The 14415-nt window shown below is 56.4% G+C and carries 11 protein-coding genes; 10 read left to right on the top strand and 1 reads right to left on the bottom strand.

The features are described from left to right. Positions 1-2: 2 nt before the first annotated feature. From LAO76_00090 to LAO76_00115, 6 genes are all read left to right on the top strand, one after another. A complete protein-coding gene (locus tag LAO76_00090; GenBank protein MBZ5489313.1) occupies positions 3-1574 on the top strand; it encodes an FAD-dependent thymidylate synthase in 1572 nt (523 codons plus the stop codon). A 373-nt stretch (positions 1575-1947) separates the two neighbouring features. Next, complete coding sequence (locus LAO76_00095; protein MBZ5489314.1) at positions 1948-3438, top strand: diguanylate cyclase; 1491 nt, start codon at positions 1948-1950, stop codon at positions 3436-3438. A gap of 14 nt (positions 3439-3452) precedes the next feature. Then, entirely contained in the window at positions 3453-4154 is a 702-nt protein-coding gene (locus LAO76_00100) for a PilZ domain-containing protein (protein ID MBZ5489315.1), read from the top strand. Positions 4155-4202: 48 nt separating this feature from the next. After that, entirely contained in the window at positions 4203-5105 is a 903-nt protein-coding gene (locus tag LAO76_00105) for an ATP-binding cassette domain-containing protein (GenBank protein ID MBZ5489316.1), read from the top strand. Continuing rightward, entirely contained in the window at positions 5098-6390 is a 1293-nt protein-coding gene (locus LAO76_00110; GenBank protein ID MBZ5489317.1) for an ABC transporter permease, read from the top strand. The genes LAO76_00105 and LAO76_00110 overlap by 8 nt, the downstream gene beginning before the upstream one ends. 60 nt (positions 6391-6450) lie before the next feature. Continuing rightward, complete coding sequence (locus tag LAO76_00115; protein MBZ5489318.1) at positions 6451-7164, top strand: haloacid dehalogenase type II; 714 nt, start codon at positions 6451-6453, stop codon at positions 7162-7164. Positions 7165-7177: 13 nt separating this feature from the next. On the opposite strand, the gene LAO76_00120 is transcribed toward LAO76_00115, so the two are convergent. Continuing rightward, entirely contained in the window at positions 7178-7621 is a 444-nt protein-coding gene (locus LAO76_00120; GenBank protein ID MBZ5489319.1) for a hypothetical protein, read from the bottom strand. Positions 7622-7854: 233 nt separating this feature from the next. On the opposite strand from LAO76_00120, the gene LAO76_00125 reads away from it, so the two are divergent. The 4 genes from LAO76_00125 (at position 7855) to LAO76_00140 (ending at position 14412) form a co-directional block, all read left to right on the top strand. Continuing rightward, on the top strand, positions 7855-9279 hold the full coding sequence (locus LAO76_00125) for an OFA family MFS transporter (GenBank protein MBZ5489320.1): 1425 nt from the start codon (positions 7855-7857) through the stop codon (positions 9277-9279). 382 nt (positions 9280-9661) lie between these two features. Continuing rightward, positions 9662-11563, top strand: coding sequence for a molybdopterin-dependent oxidoreductase (locus tag LAO76_00130; GenBank protein MBZ5489321.1), 1902 nt, complete (start codon positions 9662-9664; stop codon positions 11561-11563). Then, positions 11564-13462 (top strand): NAD(P)H-dependent oxidoreductase subunit E, encoded by a 1899-nt coding sequence (locus LAO76_00135; protein ID MBZ5489322.1) that lies wholly within the window; start codon positions 11564-11566, stop codon positions 13460-13462. Between the two features lie 8 nt (positions 13463-13470). Then, positions 13471-14412 carry a (2Fe-2S)-binding protein gene (locus tag LAO76_00140; GenBank protein MBZ5489323.1) on the top strand — a complete coding sequence of 314 codons (942 nt, stop codon included), beginning with the start codon at positions 13471-13473 and terminating at the stop codon, positions 14410-14412. The last annotated feature ends 3 nt before the right edge of the window (positions 14413-14415 follow it).

The raw sequence follows: 14415 nt of genomic DNA on the forward strand, positions 1-14415 counted from the left end.
CCATGCCCGACCCCATCACCACCAAGCCGCTCACGCCAGAAAAGAACGGGGCCAGTTCCGGCCCGCAAGTCAATGTCTTTGCCGTGTACGGGGTGGAGCCTGAAGTCCAGGCCTATGCCATGGCCAAGTATTCGCGGTCGGCGCTGTCGATGAAGGAATCGCTCAAGGAGATCAGCGAGCAGAAGGCCGAACAGTTTCTCAACACGTTTTATTTCCAATACGGCCACCGCTCGATTGCCGACCTGGCGCATTTGGCGTTTGCCATTGAAAAGCTCTCCATCCTGGCGGCGATCGTTCTCGTAGATGAGCAACGCTGGGACGGGCAAGAGCGCTCCACGCGCTATCAGAATTTCAAAAAGAGCGGCTACTTTATTCCGGATTTCGGAGCAGATGCCGCGGCCCGCACCGAATATTGCGCGACCATCGATTTTCTCTTTGCCGAGTATGAGGCGTTTACGCAGGAGATGCTGCAGTATTACAGCGGCAAGATTCCGCGTCCGCAGGAAATGGCGGAAGATCAGTACACGCGTACGTTGCGCGCGCGGGCTTTTGACAATTCACGCTACCTGCTGCCGCTGGCGACAAACACCTCGCTGGGCCAGATCGTCAACGCGCGCACCTTGGAGACGCAGATCGCGCGGCTGCTTTCGAGCCCATATGCCGAGGTTCGCCATCTGGGCGCGCTACTGAAGGATGCGGCCCGCGAACCTTCGTATAACGTCCAGGCTGAATCCATGCGCGCGCTAGTGGAAGAGATCAAGGCAGCGAATCCTGATTTGGGCGCGAAGGCCGAGCAACAGCTTCTGCGTCCAACGCGCGTAGCGCCCACTCTGGTGAAGTATGCCAACGCCAGCGAGTATGAAAGCCAGACGCGGACCGAATTGGAACATGCCGCCACTGAATTGATGGAAGGCGTGCCGCTTGAATCGGCTCCGCTGGTCGATTTAGTAGAGGATGGACCACTCGAAGTGGAGATGGCTGCGACGCTGCTGTATTCATCTTGCCATCACGGGTATCGGCAGGTTACGGAGCGGGTGCAGGCGCTTACGGCCAGGCAGCGCAGCGAGATCATCGATTTGGGAATGCGGCATCGCGGGCGGCATGATGAACTGTTACGCAGCTTCCATGCCGTGCAGCAGTTTAAGTTTGACATCCTCATGGATATCGGCGGCTTTCGCGACATGCATCGTCACCGCCGCTGCACGCAAATCGAGCAGGGCTTCACGCGCCATCACGGTTATGACATCCCCCCGGACATCAACGACGCCGGGCTGGGTGCACGCTACAAAGCGGCGATCCAGAAAACAATCCAAGCCAGCGACAAGGTTAATGCGGCTGGAACACACGCGGGGTTTTATCTGCTGCCCATGGCGTTCCGCAAACGGACTTTGTTCAAGATGGATTTTGCTGAAGCGCTGTACATATCCGAGTTGCGCAGCGGCGCGGCGGGACACTTTTCCTACCGCAATGTGGCCTATGCCATGTATGAAGAAGTGGCAAAGAAGCATCCGTCGCTGGCAAAATATTTCCGTGTGACGGACGTACGCGAGCCAATTGATCTGTTAAAACGCTAGCTGCGATTGGCCAAAGCGATCTCGCCTGTCGCTGGGAAAATGCTATGAAGTCCCAGCTCGCCCAAACCTGCAAAGAGAGCTCCTGATATTGAAAGATGTGCAAGTAAAATTCCTGCAAATTCTCAGCCCGTCTTGTTGCGATAAATCTCATTTTCAGCCTGAAAAATGGCCTATTGTCCCTGGTGACCAAAGACTTACACTAGGTGACTAAAATCACCTTTCATTCGGTCGGTTTTCGCTATAAAATTAATTAACCCTGAATACCAGGCTGAACGAGCTCACATCCCCCTCCGGCAGACGGTAAAGTCATCCCGCCGGGAGCTGCGTGGTCCAAAATTTATTCATTGGAGAAGGATTCGTCTTGCTCGAGTCGATGCAAAAGATAGCTATTTTGTATGACGCCAGTCAGGCGATCCTGTCTACCTTTGATCTGGATGAGGTGCTGAACCGCATCCTTACCATCATTCGTGACTTTTTCCAGTTGCAGAACGGGGCCGTGCTGCTGATGGACAAGTCCGGGCAGGAGCTTCAGGTCCGCGCCCACCTTGGCCGCAGCAATCTTGACGTTGGCTACCGGATTCCCAAAGGCAAAGGACTGACTTGGGCAGCGGCTGAGATTAAACGCCCTGTCTACGCACCCGATGTGAGCAAAGATCCGCGCTACCTTCGGAAGGTGGATGAAACAAAGTCTGAGGTCGCAATCCCCTTGATGGTCCGCGATGATGTGGTCGGCGTCCTGGATTTTCAAAGTGACCAGATTGACTACTTTGATCTGGAAAAGATTGACCTGCTCACGCTGTTTTCCACGCAGGCTTCCATGGCCCTGGAAAATGCGCGGCTGTACTCCGCGGAGCGTCGCCGGACCAAGCAACTTGAGGCCATTAATGCCGTAGCCAAAAAGACCACGCGCGTGCTCGATCTGGATGAACTGCTCACCGTGGTTTGCCGCTTGCTGATGGATTTGTTTGGCATTGACCATGCCGCCGTGCTGCTGGCTGAAGGCGACAGCCTGCGAGTGCGTGCACATGAAGGGCGTCTTACTGCAAAGCTCACCATGGGAGAGATTTTGTCGCCCGGCAGTGGCCTGGCCGCACGATCACTGGCGTCTGGAAGAAGCGTGATTGAAAATGACGTTAAAAGCGTGGATGGCTACATAGCGGGTTTTGTGGAAACGCAGTCGGAAATGTGCGTGCCGTTGGTTATCTTTGGTGAAAAGCTGGGCGTACTGGCGCTGGATAGCGCCCGTAAAAACGCGTTCGATCATGATGACGTTCAGCCTCTGGAGTCCGTGGCGGACATCTGCGCTGCGGCAATCCAGAACGCGCACAACTTTGATCGCATGAAGCAGCTTGCCTATGTGGATGGGCTTACGGGAATCCACAACCGGCGATTCTTTGAAATGCGTATTGTGGAAGAGTTGGAGCGCGCCAGCCGCTTCCAGGGCCGTATGTCCGTAATTATGGTGGATATCGACCACTTTAAGAAGATGAATGACGAATTCGGGCATCTGCTGGGCGACGAAATGCTGCGCTCGGTTTCCACCATCCTGAAGCAGCAGCTGCGCAAGATGGATATGGTTTGCCGCTATGGTGGCGACGAGTTTGCGATTGTCGTGCCGGAAACGACCGGAGACAGTGCCGTACGGGTGGCGGAAAAGCTACGCCGCCAGGTGGAAACCCATTTCTTTCCCGGCGTGCCGCGGCCTGTTACCATCAGCTGCGGCGTGGCAGACTATCCGGCGCATGGCGTGACGCGCGATGAAGTAGTGGCTGCGGCCGATGCCGCGCTGTATCAAGCAAAGCAATTAGGACGTAACAAGGTGGCCTCGGCCGACACAAAGAAAGAATATTCCGCCTCCAGATAAAGATTCAGGGAGATATGAGCAGCACCACAGTCGCGGCCATTTCGGGCAAGATTACTGCCAGGATCGCCAGCATCCATATTGATCCCGCTTGTAACACCTTTCTCAATGATTGTTTCCGGCAATTCGGTATCACGGTGGTTCCGGCTGAAGGGGACCCGATCCTGCTCTTGAATCGGCAGAAATTTGAGGCCTGTGTACTGCGCCTGTATGACCCGGAGGCCGACAAGATTCTGAAAGCGGCGCGCAATTCGCCTTCCAACCGCCGCCTTGTGGTTTATGGGATTGCGCGAAACACACAGGAAGCACTTCGTTATTCGAGCTATGGAATCAATGCCGTCCTGGATGAACCTCTGGACCGTCAGAGTGTGCTGAAGGTGGTCCGCGCCACGCACCTGCTGGTGATCCATGAACTGCGGCGTTATGTGCGTATCCCCGTTTCTTCACAGGTAGAATTTGAAGTCAACGGCAGGCCCGTTATGGGGACAACTGTGGAAGTCAGTTCCGGGGGCATTTCCATACGCTGCCTTGCGCCGCTGCCCAAATCTGACCCTATTCGGCTCACCCTTACACTGCCGGGGATAGAGAAACAATATGTCCGGGCGTTTGTATGCTGGTATCGCGACAGCGACAAAGTGTATGGCATGCGCTTTGATCCCACCGACGAACGCCGGCTGAAGGTCCGCGGCTGGATCGATCAATATCTGGAAATCGTGTAACTTTGGAACATTCCCAACGTATAACATCCGAGGCAGGACTCCGCTTTTATGCAAACCATTGAACTCAGTAATGTGCGTAAATCGTATGACCAGTTTGTGGCCGTCAATAACCTTTCCTTTGGCATTCCACAGGGAGGCGTTTTTGGCCTGCTGGGGCCCAACGGCGCCGGAAAGACCAGTACGATTCGCATGATGATCGGCATCACAGCTCCCGATTCCGGCCAGATCAATCTTTTTGGCAAGCCTTTTGAGCGCAAGAGCCTGAACAAAGTCGGCTATCTGCCGGAAGAACGGGGCCTGTACAAAAAGATGAAGATCATTGAGCAACTGATCTTTCTGGGTGAATTGCACGGCATGACCGCCGGCAATGCGCGACAACAAGCTGTGAACTGGTGCAAGCGGCTGGAAATCGATGCGTGGTTGCAGAAAAAAGTGGAAGAGCTTTCCAAGGGCATGCAGCAGAAGATCCAGTTCATCGCCGCATTGCTGCATGATCCTGATTTCGTCATCATGGACGAGCCGTTTTTCGGCCTTGATCCGGTCAACGCCACGCTGCTGAAGGACGTGATGCTGGACCTGAAGAAGCAGGGCAAGACGATCCTCTTTTCAACCCATCGCATGGACCAGGTGGAGAAGCTGTGTGACAGCATTTGCCTCATCAACAAAGGCAATGCAGTGCTTCAGGGCGATCTAAAGACCATTAAGTCCGGCTACGGCAAATGCAACGTGCAAATCGAATATGAAGGCAACGGGGATTTTCTGGAGAAGAATCCGCTGGTGAGCTCTTATAACAATTACGGCAATTACGTTGAAGTCCGCCTGGCGCCGGGCGCGGACGCGCAGCAATTACTGCACATGGTGGCGGAGAAATCACGGATCAACAAGTTTGAACTGATGGAGCCGTCTCTGGAAGAGATATTCATCAATACGGTGGGCAAAACCAATGCATAACATTCTTATTATCGCCAAGCGTGAATACCTGGAGCGGGTGCGGACGCGCTCGTTCGTGATCATGACGTTCCTGATTCCGGCATTGATGATCGGCGTTTCCGTGTTTCCCACGCTGCTGGCGAACCGCGGCTCAAATGAGGCCAAGCACATGGTGGTGGTGGCCGGCGACCGCGATACAGCGGAGATGATCCGCAGCAGGATTGAGCAGCGCCAGGACAAATCCGCCAAGGCTGAAAGCGAAACCCGAACGACGCGGAACTTGCCGCCCGCGCACTACACTGTCGAAGTCAGCACCAATGCTACCGATGCCGAACGCGCCTCTCTGACTGAAAAGGTGAAGAGCAAACAACTGGACGCTTTTCTCTGGGCCACGCCGGAGGCAATCGCAGCCAAGAAGATCGATTTTGTGACCTTTGACGTTTCCAACCTCATTGACAACGAGCTTCTGGGAGAGATTGTGAGTGACGCGCTGCGCCGCCAGGCCCTGAAGAACAAAGGACTGAAGGAGGGCGACATTGACGCGGCTCTGGAACCCGTGTCCGTGCAGGCGATGAGCCCGCTGGGCAAGGGCGCTCCCAACCCGAAAACCATGTTCCTGGGCACTCTTGGCTTTGTGATGGTGATGTACATGACGGTCCTGTTGTATGGAATTAACGTGATGCGCTCAATCCTGGAAGAAAAAACATCGCGCATCATGGAGGTCATGCTCTCAACCGCCAGCGCCCGGGACATGATGGCGGGAAAAATTCTGGGCGTGGGCGCCGTAGGCCTGACCCAGGTCGGAATCTGGGCAGCGGTGGCGGTGGTGATGTCTGCGGGCACGATCATAGCCGCTGCCAGCCAGATCAAGGGACTCATCAGTCCCAGCCTGCTCATCTACTTCTGCGTGTATTTTCTTCTGGGCTATGTCTTGTACAGCACGCTCTGCGCCGCCGTGGGTTCCATGGTCAACTCCGAGCAGGAGGCCCAGCAGATGCAATTCCTGGTGATGATGCCGATGATTCTTGCGGTGATTTTCATCGCCAACATCTTCCAGCACCCGAATTCGCCGATCGCCATTTTTGGCTCTCTCTTTCCTTTTACCGCGCCGCTGGTGATGTTCAGCCGCATTTCCATGCAGCAGGGCCAGGTTCCATGGCCGCAGATCGCGCTTTCCATCGCGCTGATGCTGGCTACCATCTACGGCATGGTTTGGCTCTGCGGACGGATTTACCGCGTGGGCATCCTGATGTACGGCAAGAAGCCGAACCTGCCGGAAATCATGAAATGGATCAAATACGCATAAATTGCCGCGGGCCATTATGGATGGGGCAGGCGCGCGTCTTTGGCTTGATATCCTGACTCAATGTCTTTTGAATCCATTCGCCTGATCACGTTTGATTGTTACGGCACTTTGATTGACTGGGAAAGCGGCATGCTGGCCGCTTTGCGTCCACTGCTTTCCCGTTTATTGCTTTCCAAAGACGGCCGCCGTGTTTCCGACTCGCAAATACTTGAGCTTTACGGCGAGATTGAAGCCCAACTTGAAGCCGGTCCTTACCTCCCTTATCGCCAGGTACTGGCGCAGGCGGCGCAGGAAATTGGCCGCAGACTAGGCACGGAAATCTCATCCAAAGAAAGCAGCGCATTTGCCGAATCACTCACGCGCTGGAAGCCGTTTATTGACACCGTGCCTGCATTGCAGTCTTTAGCCAGGCGTTTCCGGCTGGGTATGATCTCCAATGTCGACGATGACCTTTTTGCCGAAACGCGAAAAAAGCTGGCGCCGGTTGAATTTGATTTTGTTGTGACGGCGCAGCAGGTGCAGAGCTATAAGCCCGCACACCGGAATTTCGAGGAAGCTATCCGCCGCAGCAGACTGAGCAATGACCAGATACTGCACGCCGGACAAAGCCTTTACCATGACATTGCTCCGGCGAATGCGCTGGGAATTCAGAACGTCTGGGTCAACCGGCCATCGATCAGACCCGGATCAGGAGCAGCCAGGCCTGGAACAGCAACCCCAACCTATGAAGTGCATTCGCTGGCAGAGCTTTCTGCGCTGTCGAGTGCTGCGTAGTTCTGGCAGTAAGCTACGCTGCCGATGACTGTTTGGGAAACAGCAGCGGCTCCAGCAGCACCTGCCGGGTTTCTTCCGATGTAAGCCGCTCGTCGGCGGAATAAAACTCCACATTGCCGCGCCGTGACTGCCTCATGGAAAGCATGCCACCCTCAGGCACGCCGGCGCTGCGCTGGTTGATGGCCGCATAGTCGTAGCTTGCGGAATGATTATCGAAGTCAGCCTTCAGCACCAATTCCAGTCCTGAACCGGAGTTGCGGACGCGATACGTATCTTCACCCTCCATCACCAAATCAGCGCCCGTGCCTTGCTTGTTAAATTCCGCTACGTCAGCGCGCAGTTCGTCGCCCAGCTCACGCCAGCGTGAACGCGCGGCTGTGGCGAACTGGCTTTCCGGGGCCGGTTGACCATGAGAATCTTGTGAGCTTTGGCGGCGATAATCCTGAATCCATCCCATGTTCTATGGGATGGCACATCCTGCCTTGCAGATGGCTGACCCTTTCCGACAAGAGCAAGAAAACACTTGATATATCGTGTTACGAATTGTTAATATTTTGCAACGAATTGAACGACCGCTCTGGCTTTCGCTATCGCGGACCAGACGCTTCCGGGAATTGCGGCAAGGTTCCTATTGAACGCCCCGCTCGCTGCATTCGTAAGGCAAGGCCATTTCACGAATGAGGTGTCACCATGGGTGCATTATCTTTTCTCGATCGCAGTCACTCTGTAGCAAAACCGGGATTCAGCCGCTGGCTGGTCCCACCTGCCGCGCTTTCCATTCATCTGGCGATCGGGCAGGTATATGCCTTCAGTGTATTCAAGAAGCCGCTAAATTACCTGCTGCAGGTGGCAACCACCGGCGGCGGCCTCAAGGCGTTGCCCGGCGTGGACAGCCCACACCTCGCGGACTGGAAATTCACAGACCTGGGTTGGATCTTCAGCCTTGCCATCGTATTCCTGGGGCTTTCCGCTGCTGTTTTCGGCAAGTGGCTGGAGAGAGCGGGCCCGCGCAAAGCCATGTTCGCCGCTGCTGTCTGTTTTGCCAGCGGATTTTTCATCTCAGCCGTGGGCGTGCAGGTGCATCAGCTTTGGATGATCTATCTGGGCTACGGCGTGATCGGCGGCATCGGATTGGGACTGGGGTATATTTCTCCGGTTTCCACGCTGATCAAATGGTTTCCTGACCGTCCCGGCATGGCCACGGGAATGGCCATCATGGGATTCGGGGGAGGCGCGCTCATCGGCTCCCCGCTGGCGACCAATCTCATGCACTACTTCCGCACTGACCATTCGCTGGGCGTGGGGAAGACTTTCCTGGTGATGGGCGCCATCTATTTTGTAGCGATGATGTTCGGTGTCTTTACTGTTCGGGTGCCGGAAATTGGATGGAAACCGGAAGGCTGGGTGGCTCCGGTAAAGCCTAAAGCTCTGGTCACGGCCCATAGCGTTGAAGTGAATGCGGCATTTGGCACACTGCAATTCTGGTTGCTTTGGATTGTGTTGTGTATGAATGTGACCGCGGGAATCGGAATTCTGGAGCAGGCTTCTCCCATGATCCAGGAGCTTTTCCGGGGAAGAGTCACTCCCGTCGCGGCGGCCGGCTTTGTTGCCTTGCTCAGCTTATTCAACATGGGCGGACGCTTCATATGGTCCAGCGTCTCTGACTATATCGGCCGCAAGAATACGTATTACGTGTTCTTCGTCCTGGGCGCAGTGCTTTACTATCTGGCGCCGCGTACTGGCGTCAGCGGCATGAACAGCGTTCCTTTGTTTGTGATCATCTCAGCCGTAATTGTCAGTATGTATGGCGGCGGCTTTGCCACGGTGCCGGCATATTTACGCGACCTGTTTGGAACCATGGAAGTTGGGGCCATCCATGGGCGCTTGCTCACGGCTTGGTCCGTGGCGGGAATTTGCGGACCCGTGCTGGTCAATTACATACGCGAGTATGAGAAGAACCGCGGGGTTCCGCTGGCCGATTCCTACTCCACCGTTTTGTATGTAATGGTCGGCTTGCTGGTTGTTGGGTTGCTGGCCAATGCCGCTGTGCGGCCAGTGAGTTCCAAATACTGGTACAAAGCTCAGGAACCAAGCAAGGAACTGTTAACGGCCTAACCAGCGGATCATTGCGCGTGCGCGATTCGCAAATACAAGGAGCAAATCATGGAAGGTCAGATCAAGAGAACGCCCGCAGTGCTGGTTATGCTGGCGTGGCTGTTTGTTGGGCTTCCCTGGACCTGGGGAGTTACGCAGCTTTGGAAGAATGCACGGAAACTATTTCAATCACCCCCCGCAGCTACTACAACAGTGGCTCCAGGGACTGCGACAGCGCCTGCCCCGCCAAGCAGTAAGTGATGAGAGCTGGTTCCACCTGCTATGCTGCTTCGGGCTGCCCGCAAGGGTACCATTGCGGTACGGCAGGTGGATTCCAACTCAAAAAGTGCTACGATTTTGCTAGCGCCCCTTTTTCGGGCACCCGGATCTTCGAGTGGATGCAATGTTTAAGCCAGTGAAATCCCGACTTACCCAGCCGCTGGTGCGCGAGAACGGCGGGCATCGTACAGCTACATGGGATGAAGCGATGGACCGCGTTGCCGCGGCGTTTAAGAAGTCCATTGCCAAAAACGATCCGCGAGACTTTGGAATGTTCAGCTGCTCCAAGACCACCAATGAGCTGAACTACACCGCGCAGAAGTTTGTCCGCTCCGTGATGGGGACAAACAACATTGATAGTTGCAACCGGACTTGACACGCCCCCAGCGTCGCCGGTCTGGCGGCGGTCTTCGGAGCGGGCGGCGGCACAAGTTCCTATCGCGAAGCAGAAGACGCTGACGTGATTCTGCTTTGGGGCTCCAACGCCCGGGAAACGCACCCGATTTTTTTCCATCATGTCCTCAAAGGCATTCACAACGGCGCCAAGCTGTTTGTGATTGATCCGCGCCGCACCAGTTCCGCGCAGTGGGCGGACACATGGCTCGGTCTTGATGTGGGTTCAGACATTTATCTGGCCAACGCCATGGCGCGCGAAATTATCAATGCGGGCCTGGCGAATGCAAGATTCATTGAGCACGCCACCAGCGGATTTGAAGCCTATCGGGAGCACGTGCAGAAGTTCACGCTGGAGCGCGCGGAGTGCGAAACCGGAGTTCCGGCAGCGGCCATCAAGCAGGTGGCGCGTGCGTACGCCGGCGCGGGCCGCGCACAACTCTGCTGGACGCTTGGAATCACCGAACACCACAACGCCGTTGACAACGTGTTCGCTTTGATCAATCTGGCGCTGCTTACGGGCCATGTGGGCCGATACGGCAGCGGCGTCTGTCCTTTGCGGGGACAAAACAACGTGCAGGGCGGCGGTGACATGGGCGCGATTCCAGATCGGCTGCCTGGCTTCCAGCACGTTGAAAATGACGCGTTGCGCGCCAAATTTGAAAAAACCTGGGGAGCAAAAATCCCGGCGAAGAAGGGCTGGCACATCAGCCACATGCTAGACGCGATGGAGCGCGGCGAACTGACAACGCTTTATTGCCTGGGCGAAAATCCCGCCGATTCCGAAGCTGACCGCCATCGCGCACTCAAGCTGCTGAGCGGCCTGGAATTTATGGTGGTGCAGGACCTCTTTTATACCAAGACGGCCGAGCTGGCAGATGTCGTACTGCCCGCGTCCGCGGGCTGGTGTGAGAGTGAAGGCACAGTTACATCGAGCGAGCGCCGAGTGCAGCGCGTGCGCGCTGCCGTTCCCATGCCGCCCGGTGTGCGCGACGACACAGAAATCATCTTTGACCTTGCCCGTCGGTTGGGCCACAACTGGGGTGATCCGAAAGCAGAATGCATCTGGAACGAACTTCGCAGTCTCAGCCCCATGAATGCCGGCATGAGTTATGCGCGGCTGGAAGAGCATGGCGGCATCCAATGGCCCTGCTATGACGAACAGCATCCCGGCGAAATGTTTTTGCATGGCCGGCTGTGGAACGATCCATTGATCGGCCCGCGTGCCCCATTCAGCGTGGTGGAGTCCGTGGATCCTGTGGACGCGCTTGATCCGCAGTTTCCCATTCGACTCACTACCGGCCGCCGCCTTGATTCTTACAATACCGGGGTCCAGAGCGGCTGGCTTAATTCACCGCTGCGCCATGAGGAAGCCATTGATCTGTCACCCGCGGATGGCCGGCAGTACAATCTGCACGAAGGTGACAAGGTGCGCGTTACTTCGCGTCGAGGCTCGGTGGTCGCGCCGGTACGGTTTGATTCCGGCCTGCGTCCTGGTCTGGCATTTCTTACCATGCATTTTCCTGACCAGGTTGCTACCAACGATCTCACTATCGACGCGGTTGATCCAAGGTCCGGGACCTCAGAATTTAAGGCCACCGCCATCCGCATTGAAAAGTGTCTGGAGCAATAATTGGACCTTCATCTCACCGGCGATCGTCCCACATCTGAAGAAAAAGCCGCCGTTGATTTTGAATTAGGCGGCGCACCGGAATCCGTCTGGGAAGGCGGAGCGCCCGATGTAGAAGCCGATACTCGCTCTGCGAATGGCGGCAATCAGAAAGCGGAATCACAACGCCACCTTTTGTTGCCGGTTCTGCACGCCATACAGAACCGCATTGGCTGGATCAGCCCTGGAGCTATGAACTACACCGCGCTCCGGCTGGACGTGCCACCCGCGGAAGTTTACGGCGTGGCTTCTTTCTACGGCATGTTTTCTCTTCAGCCGCGTCCCGCCGTTGTTGCTCATGTGTGCGATGACATAGCCTGCATGACACGAGGTTCAGAAGAACTCTGCGACCAACTGGACACACGCTTGGGGCCTGAGAATTTGCCGTGTGCCGGAGGCCGGGCCATGTGGGTGCGCAGCAATTGCCTCGGTCTCTGTGAACGCGCGCCAGCCGTGCTGGTGGTGAAAGCAGGCAAGAAGCCGCAGCAGCGTGTGCTTGCGCCTGCGACCACAGACCGCGTGCAGTCAATGATCAATGACGCCGCGAATGATGTGATGCCGGCCGCGTCCGACGCTCTAAATCCTCAATTGTCTGTGCCCCAGGAAGGTTCGCCAAAACTGGTCCTGCTGCGCCGCGTAGGCAAAAACAATGCTCCGGAGCTTGACGGTTACCAGCGGCTGGGCGGTTATGAAGCATTGCGCAAGGCATTTGATCTTGGCCCTGAAGGTGTGTTGCGGGAGATGAACGCGTCGCGGCTTCTGGGCCGAGGCGGTGCGGCTTTTCCGGCAGCGAAGAAGTGGGAAGCGTTGCACATGCAGCGCGATCTACTGAAATCCAATCCTAAGCGCAAACATTATTTGATCTGCAATGCCGATGAATCCGAGCCCGGCACTTTCAAAGACCGGATAGTCATGGAAGGCGATCCATTTGCGGTCCTGGAAGGAATGACGATTGCTGCTCTCGCAACCGGCGCGGAGCGTGGCTATATTTATTTGCGTGGCGAATATCCTTTAGCAGCGCAGCGTCTCGCCGCAGCCATTGAAGCTGCGCGATGGGAAGGCTTTCTGGGCCAGAACATTCTTGGCAGCGGCCTGAGTTTCGATATCGAACTCCGCCGCGGCGCGGGCGCTTATATCTGCGGCGAAGAAACGGCTCTTTTCAATTCCATTGAAGGACATCGCGGCGAGCCGCGCAACAAGCCGCCCTTTCCCACGCAGGCCGGCCTCTTCCGCCAGCCAACTGTCGTCAACAACATTGAAACGCTGATCAATGTTCCTGTCATCATCAATCAGGGCGGCGCGGCGTACGCTCGCATTGGGACTGAGAGTTCCACGGGGCCGCGGCTGTTTTGTCTTTGCGGGCACGTCGATCGCCCCGGAATTTATGAAGCGCCCATGGGAGCAACGCTGCGGCAACTGCTGACCATGGCTGGCGGCGTCGCCGGAACCGGACGGCTGCAGGCGATTTTGCTGGGCGGCGCTGCCGGAACATTTGTTTCGCCGAAAGAGATTGACGTTCCGCTCACGTTTGAAGGCACGCGCGCCATCGGCGCCACCCTGGGATCGGGCGTGGTGATGTTGTTGGACGACAGCATTGACCTGAAGCGCATATTGCTGCGCATCGCTGCGTTCTTCCGCCATGAAACCTGCGGACAATGCGTGCCCTGCCGAGTTGGCGTGGTGCGCCAGCAGGAAGCGTTGCAGCGGCTTCTCGATAACAATCCTCTGGGCTCGAAAGCGGACGAACTGGTGATGCTGAAAGAGATGGCACAGGCCATGCGTGACGCATCCATCTGCGGACTGGGACAAACGGCTGCCAGTGCGCTGGAATCCGCGTTGCAAAGGTGGAACGTATTCGCATGAAACAGATGATGCCAGTCCCGACCCAGGCAGCAGAGCAGGAGTTGGCGCCCACGCCTCTAAAGCCGATTCCGCCTGGTCCTGTACCGCAAGCGCCGCCACCGCGCGAGCGCCGGATGATTGAGATCACCATTGATGGCCAGCCGGTTTCAGTGCCGGAAGGCTCGACCATCCTTGAAGCGGCTCGTAAGCTCGGCATCGATACGCCAACGCTCTGCTTCCTGGAAAGCCTTACGCCGGTCAACGTCTGCCGCGTCTGCGTGGTTGAGATGGAAGGCTCCCGCACACTGGTTCCCGCATGCTCGCGCAAGGTGGAACCAAAGATGGCCATCAAGACCGACTCAGAGCGAGTGCGCCTCTCACGCAAGATGGTGCTGGAATTTCTGGCATCTTCTGTGGATGTTTCAACTGCGCCGCAATTCGCGGGCTATATGGAACGCTACGGAGCGAAGCCGGAACGCTTTGGCGGCCATGCCGACACGGTGCAGCAGCCTATCAAGATCGATAACGATCTTTACGTCCGCGACTACTCAAAATGCATTCTCTGTTACAAGTGCGTGGAAGCTTGTGGCGTGGACGCGCAGAACACTTTTGCTATCGCCGTCTCAGGGCGCGGCTTTTCCGCCTCGATTGCCACGGAATTCCAGGTCCCATTGCCTGAATCGGCGTGTGTCTATTGCGGCAATTGCATTGGCGTTTGCCCCACCGGCGCGTTGATGTTCAAGAGCGAATACAATATGCGCCAGGCCGGCACGTGGGACGAAGCGCGCCAGGAGCAGACGACGACCATCTGCCCTTATTGCGGCGTTGGCTGCAACCTCACCGTGCATGAGCAGGATGGCGACATCGTGAAGGTCACTTCTCCGCTCGACCATTCTGTGACGCACGGTAATCTGTGCATTAAAGGCCGCTTTGGCTGGCAGTTTGTGCAGATCGAGTCGGCGGAAAAATAACCT

The organism is Terriglobia bacterium, from assembly GCA_020072645.1.
In the GTDB taxonomy this organism is placed as follows: Bacteria; Acidobacteriota; Terriglobia; order Terriglobales; family Acidobacteriaceae; genus Angelobacter.

Coding starts and splice junctions, on each gene's coding strand:
- LAO76_00125 (MBZ5489320.1), top strand. CDS start 7,855: ATGGGTGCATTATCTTTTCTCGATCGCAGTCACTCTGTAGCAAAACCG.
- LAO76_00140 (MBZ5489323.1), top strand. CDS start 13,471: ATGCCAGTCCCGACCCAGGCAGCAGAGCAGGAGTTGGCGCCCACGCCT.
- LAO76_00110 (MBZ5489317.1), top strand. CDS start 5,098: ATGCATAACATTCTTATTATCGCCAAGCGTGAATACCTGGAGCGGGTG.
- LAO76_00120 (MBZ5489319.1), bottom strand. CDS start 7,621: ATGGGATGGATTCAGGATTATCGCCGCCAAAGCTCACAAGATTCTCAT.
- LAO76_00115 (MBZ5489318.1), top strand. CDS start 6,451: ATGTCTTTTGAATCCATTCGCCTGATCACGTTTGATTGTTACGGCACT.
- LAO76_00105 (MBZ5489316.1), top strand. CDS start 4,203: ATGCAAACCATTGAACTCAGTAATGTGCGTAAATCGTATGACCAGTTT.
- LAO76_00090 (MBZ5489313.1), top strand. CDS start 3: ATGCCCGACCCCATCACCACCAAGCCGCTCACGCCAGAAAAGAACGGG.
- LAO76_00095 (MBZ5489314.1), top strand. CDS start 1,948: ATGCAAAAGATAGCTATTTTGTATGACGCCAGTCAGGCGATCCTGTCT.
- LAO76_00100 (MBZ5489315.1), top strand. CDS start 3,453: ATGAGCAGCACCACAGTCGCGGCCATTTCGGGCAAGATTACTGCCAGG.